Annotated in this window: 10 protein-coding genes; 5 read left to right on the top strand and 5 right to left on the bottom strand. The window is 47.8% G+C overall.

What is annotated here, in order from left to right:
* Positions 1–154: 154 nt before the first annotated feature.
* Complete coding sequence (locus QUA07_RS20210) at positions 155–2,677, bottom strand: EAL domain-containing protein (protein ID WP_333328390.1); 2,523 nt, start codon at positions 2,675–2,677, stop codon at positions 155–157.
* A gap of 299 nt (positions 2,678–2,976) precedes the next feature.
* Between QUA07_RS20210 and dapB the strand changes: the two genes are divergently transcribed.
* The 4 genes from dapB to QUA07_RS20190 all read left to right on the top strand — a co-directional run bounded on the left by dapB (position 2,977) and on the right by QUA07_RS20190 (position 5,245).
* A complete protein-coding gene (gene dapB, locus QUA07_RS20205) occupies positions 2,977–3,804 on the top strand; it encodes a 4-hydroxy-tetrahydrodipicolinate reductase (protein WP_333328387.1) in 828 nt (275 codons plus the stop codon).
* A 108-nt stretch (positions 3,805–3,912) separates the two neighbouring features.
* The gene (locus QUA07_RS20200) at positions 3,913–4,623 is read left to right on the top strand and encodes a phosphate ABC transporter permease (RefSeq protein WP_242723651.1); all 711 of its coding nucleotides are present in this window, start codon (positions 3,913–3,915) and stop codon (positions 4,621–4,623) included.
* Between the two features lie 90 nt (positions 4,624–4,713).
* Positions 4,714–4,932, top strand: coding sequence for a DUF4160 domain-containing protein (locus tag QUA07_RS20195; RefSeq protein WP_333328385.1), 219 nt, complete (start codon positions 4,714–4,716; stop codon positions 4,930–4,932).
* Positions 4,913–5,245 carry a DUF2442 domain-containing protein gene (locus QUA07_RS20190; protein ID WP_333328382.1) on the top strand — a complete coding sequence of 111 codons (333 nt, stop codon included), beginning with the start codon at positions 4,913–4,915 and terminating at the stop codon, positions 5,243–5,245. The genes QUA07_RS20195 and QUA07_RS20190 overlap by 20 nt, the downstream gene beginning before the upstream one ends.
* A gap of 18 nt (positions 5,246–5,263) precedes the next feature.
* Here QUA07_RS20190 and QUA07_RS20185 read toward each other — a convergent pair whose 3' ends face one another.
* The 4 genes from QUA07_RS20185 to QUA07_RS20170 all read right to left on the bottom strand — a co-directional run bounded on the left by QUA07_RS20185 (position 5,264) and on the right by QUA07_RS20170 (position 14,742).
* The gene (locus tag QUA07_RS20185; protein WP_015179019.1) at positions 5,264–5,887 is read right to left on the bottom strand and encodes a precorrin-8X methylmutase; all 624 of its coding nucleotides are present in this window, start codon (positions 5,885–5,887) and stop codon (positions 5,264–5,266) included.
* A gap of 170 nt (positions 5,888–6,057) precedes the next feature.
* Positions 6,058–6,864 (bottom strand): TPM domain-containing protein, encoded by an 807-nt coding sequence (locus QUA07_RS20180; RefSeq protein ID WP_333082425.1) that lies wholly within the window; start codon positions 6,862–6,864, stop codon positions 6,058–6,060.
* A gap of 389 nt (positions 6,865–7,253) precedes the next feature.
* Complete coding sequence (locus QUA07_RS20175; protein WP_333328379.1) at positions 7,254–12,728, bottom strand: WD40 domain-containing protein; 5,475 nt, start codon at positions 12,726–12,728, stop codon at positions 7,254–7,256.
* A 682-nt stretch (positions 12,729–13,410) separates the two neighbouring features.
* Positions 13,411–14,742: a P-loop NTPase fold protein gene (locus QUA07_RS20170; RefSeq protein WP_333213125.1), complete on the bottom strand. Its 1,332-nt coding sequence runs from the start codon at positions 14,740–14,742 to the stop codon at positions 13,411–13,413.
* A 338-nt stretch (positions 14,743–15,080) separates the two neighbouring features.
* Here QUA07_RS20170 and QUA07_RS20165 point away from each other — a divergent pair, with 338 nt between their 5' ends.
* Positions 15,081–15,983, top strand: coding sequence for an FtsQ-type POTRA domain-containing protein (locus QUA07_RS20165; protein ID WP_333328376.1), 903 nt, complete (start codon positions 15,081–15,083; stop codon positions 15,981–15,983).
* The last annotated feature ends 84 nt before the right edge of the window (positions 15,984–16,067 follow it).

Genomic DNA, 16,067 nt, shown 5'->3' with positions numbered 1-16,067 from the left:
CAATTATGAGTTAGCTCTAGGGGATTAAATTTAAAACCTCTAATTATAACATAAATCTTTTTTGCAAGAGGTCTATTAGAGATACGCTTGGGGAACCCGATCGACTTTCAATTTTAGCTCTAACGTACAATAACTAATAACTAATAACCCACAACTACCACTGCGGATCGGAAGCCATCAAAGCAGTCGCAGCCTCGCTCGGTAACGGCTTAGCAAAAAAATAACCCTGACCGTATTCGCAGCCGATCGACCTCAACCTAGCTAATTGTGCCGCCGTCTCCACACCCTCAGCAATCACATCCATACCCAAAGCATGAGCCAGCGCTACAATCGTCCGCACGATCGCCACATTCTCCCCCTCGCTTTCGAGCTCCATCCGCCCCACAAACGACTTATCAACCTTCAAAGTATCCGTAGGAAACCGACTCAAATAACTCAACGACGAATAACCCGTACCAAAATCATCAATTCCCAACTTGACATTTAATGCTTTCATCTGCTTCAAAACCGCGATCGCCGACTCCACATCCTCCATCACCACACTCTCAGTAATCTCCAACTTCAAACTCTCGGCACTCAAACCCGTTGTTTCCAAAATTACCTGAATGCGATCGACCAAATCTGGCTGGGCAAACTGCTTTCCCGACAAATTTACACTCATAATCAAAGCTCGATCGAAACCAAACATTCCCTCCCAAAGCTCCAACTGCCGGCAAGCCTCCTCCAACACCCACTCACCCAGTGGCACAATTGCCCCCGTTTCCTCAGCCACCGGAATAAACTTCATCGGCGAAATCAAACCTCGCAGCGGGTGCTGCCAACGCACCAAAGCCTCAAACCCAATAATCTTCCCGCTTGCCAAAGATACAAACGGCTGGTAATGCAGCAAAAACTCCTGACGCTTGAGGGCCATCCGCAAATCAGTTTCCAATTGCAACCTCTCCACCGCCAAATCGTGCATCGAAGCATTAAACACCTGATACCTTCCCGTTCCCAAAGCCTTCGCCCGGTACATCGCCGTGTGGGCGTCCCGCAGCAAGTGTTCCGGCTGTTCACTGACAGTAGCAGCAGGTTCGCCCCCGATGGCAATCCCGATGCTTGCCGTCAAAAACACCTCCTGCCCCTTCAACTCAAAAGGCACAATTAAAGCTTGGTGAATTCGAGTGGCCAAATCCACCGCAGTAGCAACATCAACATTCCTCACCAAAATCGCAAAATCATCACCGCCCACCCGCGCCACAGTATCGGCGCGACCAATACTTGTCCTCAACCGCAACACCACCGCCATCAGCAGTTCATCCCCCGCCAAATGACCCAAAGAATCATTAATCACCTTAAACCTGTCTAAATCCAGAAACAGCACCGCAAACAGATAGCTGCGGCGGCCCCTAGTATTGGCGATCGCCCGCCCCAGACAATCCACGAACAAATCCCGGTTGGGCAAACCTGTTAGAGAATCGTGAAAAGCATCGTAAAGCTTCCTGTAAGCACTGACACTCACACCAGTCACCACCAAACCCAAAGTCGGCGACACCAGCGGCACCCACCCACCCCCAGTAAAAATCCCAAAACTAATCCCCAACAGTCCCATCAATCCCGCAGCCCCAGCCAATCCCGCCCTCACAGGATGCTGAATCCGCCAAGCCAAAACCCCGCCAATCATCGCCCAAGCACCGTTCCAAAAAATTTCCGCCCATTCCGGCCACACCCAAAATAGCGATCGCCCATCCAAAACCGCACTCAATATTTGGCTGAGCATTTGCGCGTGCAGCAACACCCCCGGCATTTTCGGACTTTGCTTTTTAACCGGGCTGTAGGGCGTCAAAAACAAATCTCTGGTACTCGGTGCAGTCGTCCCAATCAACACAATCTTGTCCTTAACCCAGCTTGGGTCAATTTCTCCCTTCAATACCTGCCTGATACTGACTTGTCGCACCACCTCCTTACCAGATCGGTATTTGAGCAGAATTTGGTAGCCTTTGGCATCGAGATTTGCATAGCCACCGCTGTTAGAAGTTAAAGGCACAAATTCTGCCTTTCCCCAATTGATTTGGTGGGGATGAACAGGGCTATTTTTCTGCTGTACTCTGTCTTTGAGATACAGCAAAGCCACTTGCACAGAAAACGATAAAGCAATCTTTTTGTCTGGTTGCGAGACTGAAAGCAAATTGCGGCGTACAACGCCATCAGGATCGAGCACGAAGTCGTTAAAACCGAGCCGATCGGGCGGTATCCCCGGAGGCGCAGGCACTCCCTGACTTTCTGAATCGCTCAATTTATAGATCGCCACCACATTCGGTGCTTTCAGTGCGGCCAGCAATTCTTCGTGTCCCGGCGGTTGAGGCAAATCCCGGTACAAATCCAAACCGATGACTTTTGGCTGATACTTTTGCAGTTTTGCCAAGGTTTGAGCGATCGCACCGTCGGAAATCGGAAATCTCCCCAAAGCTTGAATATCGGCCTCAGAAATTGCCACTACCAGCAGTCGCGGATCGGGGCCCGAATCTGGCTGCAAGCGCACTAACGAGTCAAAACTCCCCAATTCCAGGCTTTGCAGGCCTCCCAACTGCCGAACTCCCATATTCAGCAGCGTTACAGTCGCGCCCGCAAGCATTGCAGGCAAAATCCTAACCCGTCGGTTTTGAGAACTCAGGTTGAGACCAGTTGCGACAGACATGACATATCGAAGATTTCGAGAGAATTTGGCAGTCACAGAAAAAATATGTCGGTGCAAATTAGCTTTGCAGTCTGTTCTTACAGAATTGAGCTTAATATGAGATTGAATGTAATTTTTTCAGAACTTCTGCCGCCACCGAGTTTCTTTAAGCTAATTACTCGATTTGGCAAAGTATTTCTCGAATCGGAACCGGGTTTTGGAAGATTGGCCGACAAATCCTGTGTTTCATTCCTTGTTTACCCAAATTCCCACAAGCGTTAAAATTTAGTCGATCGAACTTTCAGGATATTTTTGAGATTATGGCGAATCAACTTCCGATTCCGGTGATTGTTAACGGTGCTGCAGGCAAAATGGGCCGCGAAGTAATTAAGGCGATCGCCCATGCTAGTGACATGACCTTATTTGGGGCTGTAGACCGCTCTCCGTCGTGCCTCAACGCCGATGCGGGCGAAGTAGCCGGATGCGGCCCGTTAGAAGTTCCCATCACTGACGACTTGCAAGGAATGCTGGTATTAGCAGCTCAGGAAAAGCAGTTAGGAGTGATGGTAGATTTTACGCACCCTTCGTCAGTGTATGAAAACGTGCGATCGGCTATAGCTTACGGGATTCGCCCCGTAGTCGGCACTACCGGATTGAGCAGCAAGCAAATTGAAAACTTAGCTGAATTTGCTGATAAAGCGAGCACAGGGTGTTTGATCATACCCAATTTCTCGATCGGCATGGTTTTGCTCCAACAAGCCGCCGTCACGGCATCTCAGTATTTTGAACACGTAGAAATTATCGAGCTGCACCACAATCAAAAAGCCGACGCTCCCAGCGGTACGGCAATTCAAACTGCCCAAATGTTAGCAGAGATGGGAAAAACTTTCAATCCGCCAGAAGTTGAGGAAACCGAAAAATTAGCCGGAGCTCGAGGTTCACTGGCGGATGAAGGGATTCGCATTCACAGCATCCGTTTACCCGGTTTAATTGCCCACCAAGAGGTAATTTTTGGCGGCGCCGGTCAAGTTTATACTTTACGACACGATACGAGCGATCGCGCTTGTTATATGCCCGGAGTCTTGCTGTCTATACGCAAAGTCATTGAATTGCGATCGCTCGTTTACGGTCTGGAAAAAATCTTGTAGGTAATTGGTAATTGGTAATTTGTAATTGGTAATTTGTTACTACTGCCAACTGCCAACTGCCAACTGCCAACTGCCAACCGCCAACTGCCAACTGCCAACTGACTAATTATGCTAATTCCCTTAACCCGCGAAACCTTTCAAGAACTAATTCCCGCCGTCGCCACGGGAGCGCAATACAAATATATCTGGGGAAAACCGCCCGATTTTTTGAGGCGAATGTTAATCTCTGCCGTCACCGTAGTTTTCCTCCTGGTAGTTTATAACTTCGTCGGTTCCGATGTCGGGCCGCTAGTTTTAATCACCGGATTGATAGCTGGTTTGTACTGGCTGTGGGGGCCGATTTTGTGGGCGAGTTTGCGGAATGCAGAATGCCGCAAATATCAATACTGCGGTTTTTGGCAAGGACGAGTTTTGGATATATATATTACAGATGAAGTCACAAGTCAAGAAGAAACAGTCAATCAAAAAGGACAACTCGTAATAGTTGACAACCTAGAACCACGAATCAACTTAGAAGTTGGCGACAAAACCGGATTTACTACTACACTTCGAGCTCCATTGCGGAAAGATCATCAAGGAATTGTCCCCGGCCAAGCTGCTTTAATGTTAATCATGTCAAATCAAGAAGATTTAGGCAGAATTGCCAAAGTTTCAGATATTTATATTCCCAGCCGTGACGTGTGGGTGAGCGACTATCCTTATTTACGCAGAGATTTGTTTGTCGAGATGAGCCAGCAAATTAAAAAAGGTAGGAAAAAAGACCGCGATCGCACTAATCAAAGCAGAGATGTAAAAAGGCGATCGCCCGCTGATTATTAATATTGATAGTAGCCACAAATTTAAGAGCGAGTGCAGGTTAAAATTCTGACAAAATTCACAAGATAGCCGCTAATGCCTGCGGTTTTTTAGGTGAACCCCTACAGTTTCATCTTTTTTAGTTCCGATCGAGGCGAACCCGCCCACATTCATGTTAAGCGCGATCGGCAACTTACCCAATTTTGGATGAATCCTGTATCTCTAGAAAAAAATCTAGGCTTCAAAGAGCATGAATTAAACCAGATTGCTCGTCTTGTAGAGGAATATGAACAAATATTGTTGCAGGCTTGGCATGACTACTTTGGTACATGAAACAGAACCCCTCGTAATTAAAGTCACGGTGACAGATGAAAAAGTAATTGTGGACTTAGTTGATGGTCGCAGTTTGAGTGTTCCCTTAGCTTGGTATCCCCGTTTGTTGCACGGTTCCCCGGAGGAAAGACATAATTGGCAGCTACTTGGAGATGGTTATGCCATTGAATGGGTTGATTTAGACGAACATATTGGAGTTGAAGGTTTGCTAGCCGGCCGACGCAGCAGTGAAAGTCAACGATCGTTTGAAAGTTGGTTAATTAACCGCAAGACTGATCGAAATAATCCAGAACGACTAATAACTAATGACTAATGACTGCTGACTTCTCGATCAACTGTTTCCCTCTTGCCCATAAGCTTGCCAAGCCAAATCCACCAGCCCGTTAACTATAGCCACAGCCACCACCGCAGAACCCTTGCGGCCCTCAATCCGAATGTGAGGAATCATCGAATCGTGCAGCCGCGACTTAGCCACGTCAACCCCCACAAACCCAGAAGGAGTCCCAATCACCAAAGCCGGTCGAATTTCCTCCGATTCAATCAAATCCACGATCGCCGACAAAGCAGTTTGAGCCTGGCCCACCACAAAAATCCCTTCAGGATAGCGTCTTGCCAAAGTTTCAATCCCCCAAGCCGCCCGCGTCCTTTCCTTTTGGGGGCGTGTCAAAGCCTCCATCGAACAGTAAACCGGATTCGCAAAGGTACTTTGGATCAGAGGCGTAATGCCCACCTGCACCATCGGCACATCTACCACGATCGTAGTCCGAGCAGCCAAAGCCGCCGCCCCAGCCTGCAAAGCCTGATCGGAAAAACTAATTAAAGACTTGTACTCAAAATCAGCAGTAGCATAAATCACGCGGCGGACTATTTCGTACTCCGCCGCTGAAAAACCGTGGTCGCCAATTTCGTTATCGATTAATCCCAGACTCTGGGCATCGCTTACGTGCCATTCCATTTGTTGGATAGCTGTCGCCTCTGAGTTGTCAGGTATCAGCTTACCAGCTTTTAGTCATTTGTTGACTGTTGACTGTTGACTGTTGACTGTTGACTGTTGACTGTTGACTGATGACTGTTGGCTGTTGACTGATAACTGTTGACTGGCAACTGCCAACTGACAACTGACAACTAAGTTTCCGACGATGAAGAAGATTTGCCCAACACCGGAGTCAGGAATGCCACCAAAACTCCGATCGCAAAACCAGCCACATTCCGAACCACAGGCAACCAGTCAGAAGTCCGAGTCACCACCGGCCCAAGTCCGAAGGCGAAAAACAGAATGCCCCACAGCGGCGAAAAAATCAGCGCCCACTGCCAAGCCACCACCTGTCCCGGCTTCCGAGGTTGAGCCGCAAACCCGCAGATGACGCCGCCAACCACCGAGGTAATTAACGTCAGAACCCACTGTTCCCTCGGCAAACCGGGAACCACGCGGCATCCGCCCTGACGCAAACAGCCTTCTATAGACTCCAAAGATTCAATAATTGCTCGATCTTCCCCATTGTCCCGCACAAAAAATTGATTACCGTAGCGGGTTTGCAGTTCCACCCAAAAAGTTCGCGGCAGCAGCGGATACAGCGAGTCGCCCACATTAAAATTGAGCAAATTGCCCCCTCGGGGGTCAGCAACTAGCAACACACTCTTGTCATCTAGCCCCCAATAACTTTTGACAGCCAAACCGGGCGTGCGATCGTACTGAGTCAGCACTCGCAGTTTCCAGCCGGTTTCGGCTTCAAATGCCTTTAAATTTTTTGCCAAATTTTGTTCTTCAATATCTGTGAGGGCTTTAGCTAAGTCAATGATCGGCGTCTGAGTTGACGGCAACAAATCGGGATTATTGAAAGCGTGGGCTGCTGGTGCGATCGTCCACACGGACAAAGCCAGACAAAATGCGACAACAGATGCTAGAAATTTTCGCGGGAAAAGCTGTGACATAGGAACTTATAATCCGGGTCTTAATTGTGAATGCTAGCTGGCGGTCTTAACCAAATGATAAGAGAAAACTCATTTTTCTTTACAATTATTTACTTTACAGGAAGCCGAGAGCAAGGGGAAGGAAAAAATAGTTTTTGAGAAAGGGGGAGGGGGAGACTGACAGGTGTAGGTTTTCCCTTGCGAAACCCTGCAAACAAGCGACAGTGCAAGGGTTTTAGGCTTTTGCCTTGCTAAAATCTCAAACTCTTATCGGATAAGGCTTTTACCAAAAAACCTACATCTGTCAGGGAGGGGGAGAGGGGGAAGGGGGGAGAAATTAGCGATCGAGATCCTCAAGGGGGTGAGTAACATCGAACATCCACTGAATCCCCCAATCTAAAATTTAAAATCTAAAATCGATTTGGTTTTGCCCCAACCCCCTCACAGAGAAGCCGATCGCGATCGCTTACATTAGGATTAGTTCTCAGATAATCTCCCACCCAGTCACAGCCCCTCACCAACAAATCGTCAAGATCCAAATTCCACAAAATCACCCGATTATCGCGGCCCGCAGAAGCCAGAACCTTCCCATCCGGGCTAAAACTCACGCTCATCACGCTATCCTTGTGACCCGTCAAAGTTTTCAGCAAAGTCCCGCTGCGACTCCACAGCTTCACCTTATGATCGTAACTGCCCGAAGCAACCAACAAACCATCGGGGCTAAAACCAACGCTAGTCACGCTGTCGCTAGAACCCTTCAGTAGCGTCGCCACCAAAGTCCCGTCCACCTTCCACAATTTCACCGAATTGTCGTAACCAGCCGAAGCCAGCATTTTGCCATCAGGGCTAAAAGCCACCCCCAACACAAAACTGTTGTGAGCTCCTTCAAAAGTTCTCAGCAAACGACCATCCCGATTCCAGAGTTTGAGAGTACCGTCATCGCTGGCAGAAGCCAGCATCGAGCCGTCGGGACTGAAAGTCACCCCAGTCACCCAGCCTGTGTGTCCCGTCAAAGTCTTAATCAGCCTGCCGTTTCTAGTCCAGAGTTTCACAGTCTTATCCTTGCTCCCCGAAGCGAGTATCTGGCTGTTAGGGCTAAAACTCACGCTCATCACGCTATCGGCGTGGGCGTCGAGAGTGAACAGCACAGAAGGCGAACACGGAAATAGCGGAGCCGAAGGACAAGGCAGAATATTATTCATGCCATCTTCTGTCAAACTCCAGACTTTCACCGTTTTGTCGTAACTCCCAGAAGCAAGTAGCTGGCCGTCGGGGCTGAAACTGACGCTGGCGACTCTCTGAGTGTGTCCTTCCAAGGTTTCTAGCAAAACTCCCGTGCGACTCCAGAGTTTGATAGTTTTGTCCGTAGAAGCAGAAGCCAGCCTTTGGCCGTCGGGGCTAAAAGTAACGCCTTGCACCCGGTTTTGGTGTCCGTCGAGGGTTTTGAGCGGCACGTCATCAAGTCGCCACAGCCTGATAGTTTTGTCAAAACTTGCCGAAGCCAAGGTTTTGCCTTCGGGGCTAAAACTCACCTGAGTAACTCGATCGGCGTGTCCCTCAAAAGTTCTCAGTAAGCGACTCTCTGGTTTAATGTTGCTAGCATCGGTTGGGCGTTTGTCGCCAACACCAGCAAGACTCCAGAGTTTGACAGTCCCGTCTGCACTTCCAGAAGCAAGTGTTTGACCGTCGGGGGAGAAACTGACACCAAATACCCACTTGCTGTGTCCCCGCAAAGTTGTTAGCAGTTCACCTTTTTTAGCTGGTGTTGAATTTTCTGTTGGTGGGTGTTTGAGTGCAGCGATGCTCCAGATTTTCACAGTTTTATCTTCACCCGCACTGGCGATCGTTTCACCATCGGGGGAGAAACTGACGGTGTAAATTTTCGAGGGTTGTCTGTTTTCGCTGTGCCATAAATTAGCGATTAACCGGCCGTCAGAACTCCACAGTTTCACAGTACCGTCATCGCTCGCCACAGCGATTATTTTGCCGTCGCGGCTGAAGCTTAGCCAATTTACGGGAGCAAATTGTTCGATCGTTCGCAGCAGCGTGCCATCGGTTTTCCAAAGTTTGATAGTTTTGTCTGTAGAGCCACTGGCGATCGTTTGACCGTCCGAGCTAAAAGCAACGCTGGTAACGCTATTAGTATGCCCTTTGAAAGTTGCCAGCAAACTGCCGTCATTTTGCCAAATTTTGACAGTTTTATCTAAACTTGCCGAGGCTATGGTTTTGTTGTCGGGACTGAACGCCACACAGGAGACACTGTTAGTGTGGCCTTTGAAAGTTGCCTGCAAACTGCCGTCGCGCCGCCAAAGTTTGACTGTTTTATCTACACTGGAAGAAGCTATTGTTTCGCCGTCTGGACTGAAGCTAAGACCCCAAACTACATCGCCGTGTCCTTCCAAGCGGTTGCGTTCTTTAACTCCATAAACTGCCTGCTGCAGGGCGGCAGAAATCAGAATTTCGGTGTCTTTGAGAGTAGACATTTGTTGGGAGTGTTCGATCTGTTTCCACTTTTTGCCAGCTCTCAAACTTTCCATCATGGCGTCAAATTTGTTGTTTGAGAAATAAAGTGCTTCAGAAGCTGCTGTCAGGGTACTGATTTCGGCTCGCTGAGTTTGAGCGACAGCTAGCTGTTTTTGACCCACAGCCCGCCACCAAAAATTTACGGCGGCGATGGTGGAACTGGTGAGCAGCATGACGCCGATCACTGCTACTCCCAGCAGTTGTTTGAGAAAAGTATTGGCTCGGTAGAGCTGTGCTTGACTCATTTTTTTGTCTGCTTCTGCTTTGTGCAGTCTGGCTTCTAAGCCGAATCTTTGACGGATCGGTCGCACTAAATAGTCGTGTACCAATTGATAGCGGTCTTCGGGCGCTTCCCGTAGCAGAAATAGCAAACCGTGACCAACTAAAATGTCTAAAATTAAGTCGAGGTTGTCGGTTTTATTGGGTCGGCTTTCAGGGTATGCAGCGAACTGTCGCTGTAGGGAAATTCTGTTTCTGCCGATCGCCGATAATTCGGTTTCGCGGGCATCGGCTGGCTGCTGACCTGTAACTAACGAGAGTTCGTGTTTGGTTTTTATCAGGCGAACGCCTCTTTCATCTGTCAGGGAAAACAAGATTTTCCAAGCTGCGTCTTCGTTAACGGGTCCACAGTCAGAGATGACTCTTTCGAGCGATCGTTTCACTAATTCCGCTTTGGGATTGTCCCCCAATTGCTGATATTGTGCTAGACTGGTAATGCCTTCTTCTTGCAGTTGCGCTCCTACTACCTGCAATTCGATTGGTCGCACTTCTTGCAGTTCGTCTGCTAAATCTTCTACGAAGGCATCAATCAGTGCCGGCTCTAAATAAAATTCCGCCCGTTCTGTTAAGTGTCCGATGACAGCCCGCGCGTCTTTAATAGAAAAACTCCGCAGTTGGTAGCGGATGCTTTTGTCGAGAATATTATTGTTAATAGCGTCAAGATTTGGGAAGCGATCGCAATCTAGTAAGTAGTGCAAATAATCTTCGCGCAAGCACAGAATTATTTTGACATAAGGCAAGTTCAAAAACAAACGCAAAAAATTATAAAAAAGTTGTCTTTGGGCCACTGAAGTCGAAACAAAGAAAAACTCTTCAAATTGATCGAAAATCAGCACAGTCAACAAATTATTTGTGGCATTGTCGCGCAACTGCTCTATAATAAAAGAAGAAACTTCCGAGCTGCGAGCAGGAATAACCGAGCAACTTCTTTTGTTGATTTCCTGTAGTCCTTTCGAGATTAATTTACTTTCCTCTTCGGCTTGTTTGTCGTACAGTGCGCCGTTCAAAGCATTTTCTAACTCCACCAGCCAATCGGTGTAAACTTTGACTACTACGGGCAATGTATCCCGCGCACCCGGAGTAATATTTTTCAAAGCTGGTACTAAGCCTGCATTGACTAGAGAGCTTTTCCCGACTCCGCTGGGCCCGTGAATAATAGTTAATTTATGGTCGTCCCTGCTAATTCTTTCTAGCAAGCTATTGATATCTGTTTGGCGCGAGTAAGCTGTCATGGACGCTGCGATGGCAGCTTGGTTTTGAGCTGAGGGGCCTGAAGGATTGACGGCTTGGCGCTGCTGCTGCAATTGGCTGGCTCCGATAAAAGCTCTAAATCCGTATTGATATTCGATCGAACGCTGGGTTTTTTTAATCCGAAATGCTTTAAGATACTCTCCCTGCTCGAAATAAACGGCTTGCAATTCCGTCAAAATATCGATGTAAAGTCGGGGGTCGTACTTCGGCTCGCTTTGAGATTGAGCCAACTCCAAAGAATGAACCGCCGCTTCCCACTGGCCTAACTGCCGCAAACTTCGGGCTAAAAGTAAAAGATACGAACTCCTGTCGGATTTGGGATGTTGGATTTTAGATTTGGGTTCGTTACTTAACTCGTTAGAGCCCACAATTTCTGGATAATTTCCCTCAAACCCCAATCTCAAATCTTCAATCAGCAATCTCAAATCATTAGGCGTTTGATCCAAAATCGCCAAAGCCAACTCGGCTAGCTGGCGGGCTTGACTCCACCTCGACTCTTGCAGGGCAACTTCAGCCAAAAAGCCGTAATCTTGAGCTAGTTGGCTGGGGGTACCGTAAGTGAAGTGCAACTGCAAAGAATTTTCCGCTAATGCTTGCAACTCTCCCCAAGCTTTCAGGCGCTGCAGCACTTCTCCGAGGTGTGCTGTCACCTCAGCTACCAATTCCGGGCGTGAGGCAAGGGAGAAAGCGTTTCTAGATTTTTCCAGGCTAATCCACGCTTGTTCCCAGTGCTGGCGGTTGGCTACCGGGTTTCTGGCTGCTTGTAAGCGGTGACACAGGGCTATGTGAAACAGCACTATGCCTTCTCTCTCTAAAAATAAAATTTTGGGGACAGGATTCGACAAGGAGGAGAAGGTTTCTGGGTTTTCGGAATGTTCCAAGTTTGCTAGTTCCCAGTTGCCCGTTTTCTGCTGCCAAAATACTAAACTTTCTTGGTAGTGAATTAAGGCAGTTTCGGTTTGGTCGCTGACATAGTAATCTCGACCGAGAACGAATTGCAGGCTGGCTTTGAGGGCGGGTTCTAATTCTTCACCGCGATTTTGTAAATCTCTTAAAGCTAATTCTAGTTCTCGGCGTGGCAAAGAGCCGATCGCCAAATCGAAGGTATTGCCCGGACTCAATGGCGAATACGAGTGGACATCTGATTGTCGTCGGTTTTGTGGCCGTGAGTTAAAAGTTAGAAAGCGTTCTCCAGGGCTGATTTCGCGATCGAGGTCGCTTTTTTCGGACGGGGTTTCGCAGGTCTCACAATTAGCGATGGTGCTGACGTTGCTACTGGCGAGTTCTTGATTGAGTTCGCCTATTTTAAATATAGTATCGGCCCGCCTAGCGAGAAAATTAATTAATTCGTCAACGCCCATTTCAAATTTAATTGTGGCGGCGGCCCAACTTTTGAAATCCGGGGCCAGACGAATCATTTTGGTCACGATGTCATCTGTTACCCACAAAATCACTGGGCAGGAAAAATTTTTGCGAAATTCGTCTCGCACTTGATTGGTAGAAGCCATCAGTTCGTCGATCGCTACTACTGTTTCTAAACCAAATACCATCAAAGCCGAGGCAGAAACCACCGGCGAGTTCCCCTCTTGGAAAGTGCTTGCCTGCAGAGTAGTGTAAAGGGTTTTGACTGAAGCTGGCAGGACGAGATCTTGAATTGGAACTGGGGACACTTCTCGCAGCCGCTGCGCTATTTGCTGGCGCAACTGCTCGTAGTTGCAGCGCACCAAAATTAGCGAGAATTGGTGTTGAGACATTGTGATTGACCTGACCAGAGTTTTGAGCGATCGCTCGTTGTAGTTGGCAGTTTCTTGTACCTTAATTAGATCGGTCATGCGTGCACCTCTTTTGCATTAATCAATTACCTAACGCTCGCCAATCGTGACTGAAAGCGTATCTACTTAGACAGCGCCGTCTCTGTCTGACGCTTTATCTCTGTATAAATACGTAGTTTCTCCTACTTGTTCTATCAATACTTACATAGTTATTAGATCCAATGTAAAGATATCATACCTCTCAATCTCAGAGAATGCTAGACTTCCCAATAAAAAATTAAGGTTATCTTAGATGTTTTTATTCAGCTATACATAAAAAACTACAGATCATAAATAGCCAACTGCTAAGTTCACGATCATACCGCCGGCTAGCTATTAGTAAACAACTCCGATATATCTGTAGCAGGCATTTAACACAACCGCAAAAAAAATGTCGTCCGGGATGGGATGATATGAAATTAAGAGCAACAGGTAAAAACAGAAATAGGGGGTATGACATTGCAGATATGAGAGTTGAGAGTGGGGAAAGTCCTTAGTGGCGGCAAAGTTGTATACGACAATAACATTCACCGCCTATAGCCAGCATTCAACAGAAATCAGCCAGTGGCAAAAACCGCTGACTGATTTCTTTATTAAATTGTAAGATTTCGGCGTTGTGAGCGATGAATTTTCAGTTAAATACTTTCTAATTCCCTGGTGGTTAAGGGTTCTTAGAGTCACGAAGCTATCTCAAAAACCCCAACTATTTTGCTTCAGTGCGCTGCAGCCACTCCTTATATTTTCTGGTTTCTGCTAGGGCTGGATTAATCCCAAACCAACGACCTTCTTGATCGCGGTATTCAAAGACAAACATACTTCGCAACAAGATTTGAGACTCTTCTTCGCCGGTTACACTTTGTCGCTTGACGACTTGAAACAGCAATTCCCATTCCAGGTCATTGATGGCTCCCAAAAGGTCATCGCGATATTCTTGAATGACGCTTTCGAGGCATTCGCGAGAGAAGGGAGGGTCTTCGTGCTGCAAACAGCTATACAAAAGCATCAGTAGATTGCGAACGTGACCGCCACTAATCCGGCAAAGCCGATCTAAAGTTTCGGGAGAGTCAAACACCTGGGAAATCAAATCAATGCGTTGATCGGGAGCAACTTTCGGGAAAGCTCTAGCTAATACTAACTGCCGCAGCAGTGCCATTCCTTCGAGGTGGTCTTCGCCCGATCGCACTTGCACTGGTACCATCGGCATCACCTTGGGCTTGACTCCAAATCGACTGGCAAGGCGGCCGAAGTCGTTGGAAAAAATCAAAGTCAGGGGAATCGTGTAGACAACATGGCAATTAAGTTTTTTCAACTGTTCGCCACGGTCTAAAAACAGGTATTCTGGCTGGGTGCGTCCGCTGGGTTTGAGGGAGGCGTCGAGGCGATCGAGGTTGTCAACGATGACTGCGAGCCCTTTTTTGCCTTGCTGCTTGAGTTCGGCGTTAGCTTTGTTGAGGAGTTCTTCGTTGATCGACTGCAAAATGCTGTTGGTGCGGGGTTCGAGATATTGCCTGAGTTGCGATCGCAGTTTGGGAGAGTCTTTAGTTTTAGCAGTAACTCTAGCAATGCCTACAGATAACTCGGCTTCCGCTGACAAATCTATGGGAGTCTGCAAAAATTCTGCCACTTCTGCAAACAGATTTGTAAAATAGCTCGGTCTGAGTTTGATTTTAGCCGATTCCATAGTTTCGCTGACTTGGCGCGCAATGCTCAGCAAAATATCGCTGATATCTACATCACCCATGTCTAAGTCTTGGGAAGACTCGAAGTAGACTACGCAAAAACCCTCTTGCTCTAGCTCAGCTTTCAGCCGAAACAATTCCGTAGATTTGCCACAGCCGATATGTCCTGTAAATAGCTGACAGGTTGGCTCGTTGGGGGAGATGCGGGTAATGGTTCGCTGTAAAGATTCAATGATTTTGCCGCCACGCACGGAACCAAAATCAATGTAGTATTGATAATCCCCTGGGTCTCCCGCAACAAGGGTCTTGCTGGGGTTGCAGGCTTTATAGAATCTGTCTAATTCGAGTGCGATCACAATGGAAGCCGAATAAAAGTTAAAAAAGTTAATCGAAAGTCTAAACTTTCTTTAGTTGAGTTTAGTTTGATTTGTAACCTTTTGCCCTGTGGGGTAATGCCCTAAATACCCAAAGAACCTTGATCTGGCAAGGGGTTTTCCCGGCGCTTGAATTGGGAATTTTTAATTAATAATTTTTTATTACTTAGCGGGATCAGTGATATTACTGATATCAGCAGGAGTATGGGTAAATTTGCGGGGATCTGGTTAAATGGTAGGGGAAAACAGGGTTCAAGAGAGAGAGATTAAACAGTTTTGAATTTGTGCTAATCCTTAATTCCTATATTGTCAAGACGTAGATGGCTAGTTTTGGAGCGGTTTCTCAAACAGAGTTAGGGCGCAGGCGCCAAAAGTTGCGGCAGCAGAGGCGCGCTCGATTGGCGGCTGTTGTGTGGCAAATGCTAGCAGCGAGCGCAATCGCTGGAGGTTTGCTGTGGTGGATTGCTCAGCCGGCTTGGTTGATTGCCCGATCGGAACAAGTGAAGGTGGAGGGCAATCAGTGGCTGTCGGATAAGGCGGTGCGGTCTTTGGTGCCGCTGTCTTACCCGCAGTCGCTGTGGGGGATTCAACCGCAGGCCCTGGCCGAAAAGCTGGAGTCAACGGGGCCCATCGCCAAAGCGAAGGTGACTCGTAACTTGTTTCCGCCGAGTTTGACTATAGAAGTGGCAGAACGCCTGCCGGTGGCCGTGGCGCAGCCGACGGCGGTGTTGAGATCGAACAGTGAGAAGGAAAAAGTGGGGTGGCTGGACGCTCGCGGAGGTTGGATGCCGTCGGATAGTTATACTGCTGTACGATCGCAGAATAGTTCGATCGGGCCCGGCAGCATTCCGGGACCTCCGCCTCAGCGTTCTTTGCCCACTTTAAAAGTCATCGGGCCTTTGGAACAATATCGCGCCTCTTGGCCGAAGTTTTACCAAGGACTCAGCGGCTTGACGGTGAAAGTGTTTGAGATTAATTGGCAAAACCCGAACAACTTGATCTTGAAAACAGAGATCGGTACCGTACACTTAGGGCCGTACAGTTCCAAGACTGCGGAGCAACTTAAGGTTTTAGACCGAATGCGACAATTGCCAAAACAGCTAGATTCAAGCAAAATAGCCTACATTGACTTGAAAAATCCTGCTTCGCCGATCGTCCATTTGCCAGAACTACCCGGCAGTTTGGAGAGTTCAACTCCGGCACCCACTCGCGCCCGAAATTGATCCTCTGTCAACAAAAGGTAGAAGGTATCGATCGGACGGCAGAATTTTTAGCCATCAGGATCAATACGCAGCACTGGAAATAAG

Origin of the sequence: Microcoleus sp. T3_A4, from assembly GCF_036700465.1 — a bacterium.
Taxonomy (GTDB): domain Bacteria; phylum Cyanobacteriota; class Cyanobacteriia; order Cyanobacteriales; family Microcoleaceae; genus Microcoleus.
The sequence above is the reverse complement of the archived record's forward strand: the minus strand, read 5'-3'. Positions and strand labels throughout refer to the sequence as shown.

What these genes read in the sequence shown, in the direction of transcription:
- QUA07_RS20210 (WP_333328390.1), bottom strand. Translation starts at nt 2,677, where the DNA reads ATGTCTGTCGCAACTGGTCTCAACCTGAGTTCTCAAAACCGACGGGTT.
- dapB (WP_333328387.1), top strand. Translation starts at nt 2,977, where the DNA reads ATGGCGAATCAACTTCCGATTCCGGTGATTGTTAACGGTGCTGCAGGC.
- QUA07_RS20200 (WP_242723651.1), top strand. Translation starts at nt 3,913, where the DNA reads ATGCTAATTCCCTTAACCCGCGAAACCTTTCAAGAACTAATTCCCGCC.
- QUA07_RS20190 (WP_333328382.1), top strand. Translation starts at nt 4,913, where the DNA reads ATGACTACTTTGGTACATGAAACAGAACCCCTCGTAATTAAAGTCACG.
- QUA07_RS20185 (WP_015179019.1), bottom strand. Translation starts at nt 5,887, where the DNA reads ATGGAATGGCACGTAAGCGATGCCCAGAGTCTGGGATTAATCGATAAC.
- QUA07_RS20180 (WP_333082425.1), bottom strand. Translation starts at nt 6,864, where the DNA reads ATGTCACAGCTTTTCCCGCGAAAATTTCTAGCATCTGTTGTCGCATTT.
- QUA07_RS20175 (WP_333328379.1), bottom strand. Translation starts at nt 12,728, where the DNA reads ATGACCGATCTAATTAAGGTACAAGAAACTGCCAACTACAACGAGCGA.
- QUA07_RS20165 (WP_333328376.1), top strand. Translation starts at nt 15,081, where the DNA reads ATGGCTAGTTTTGGAGCGGTTTCTCAAACAGAGTTAGGGCGCAGGCGC.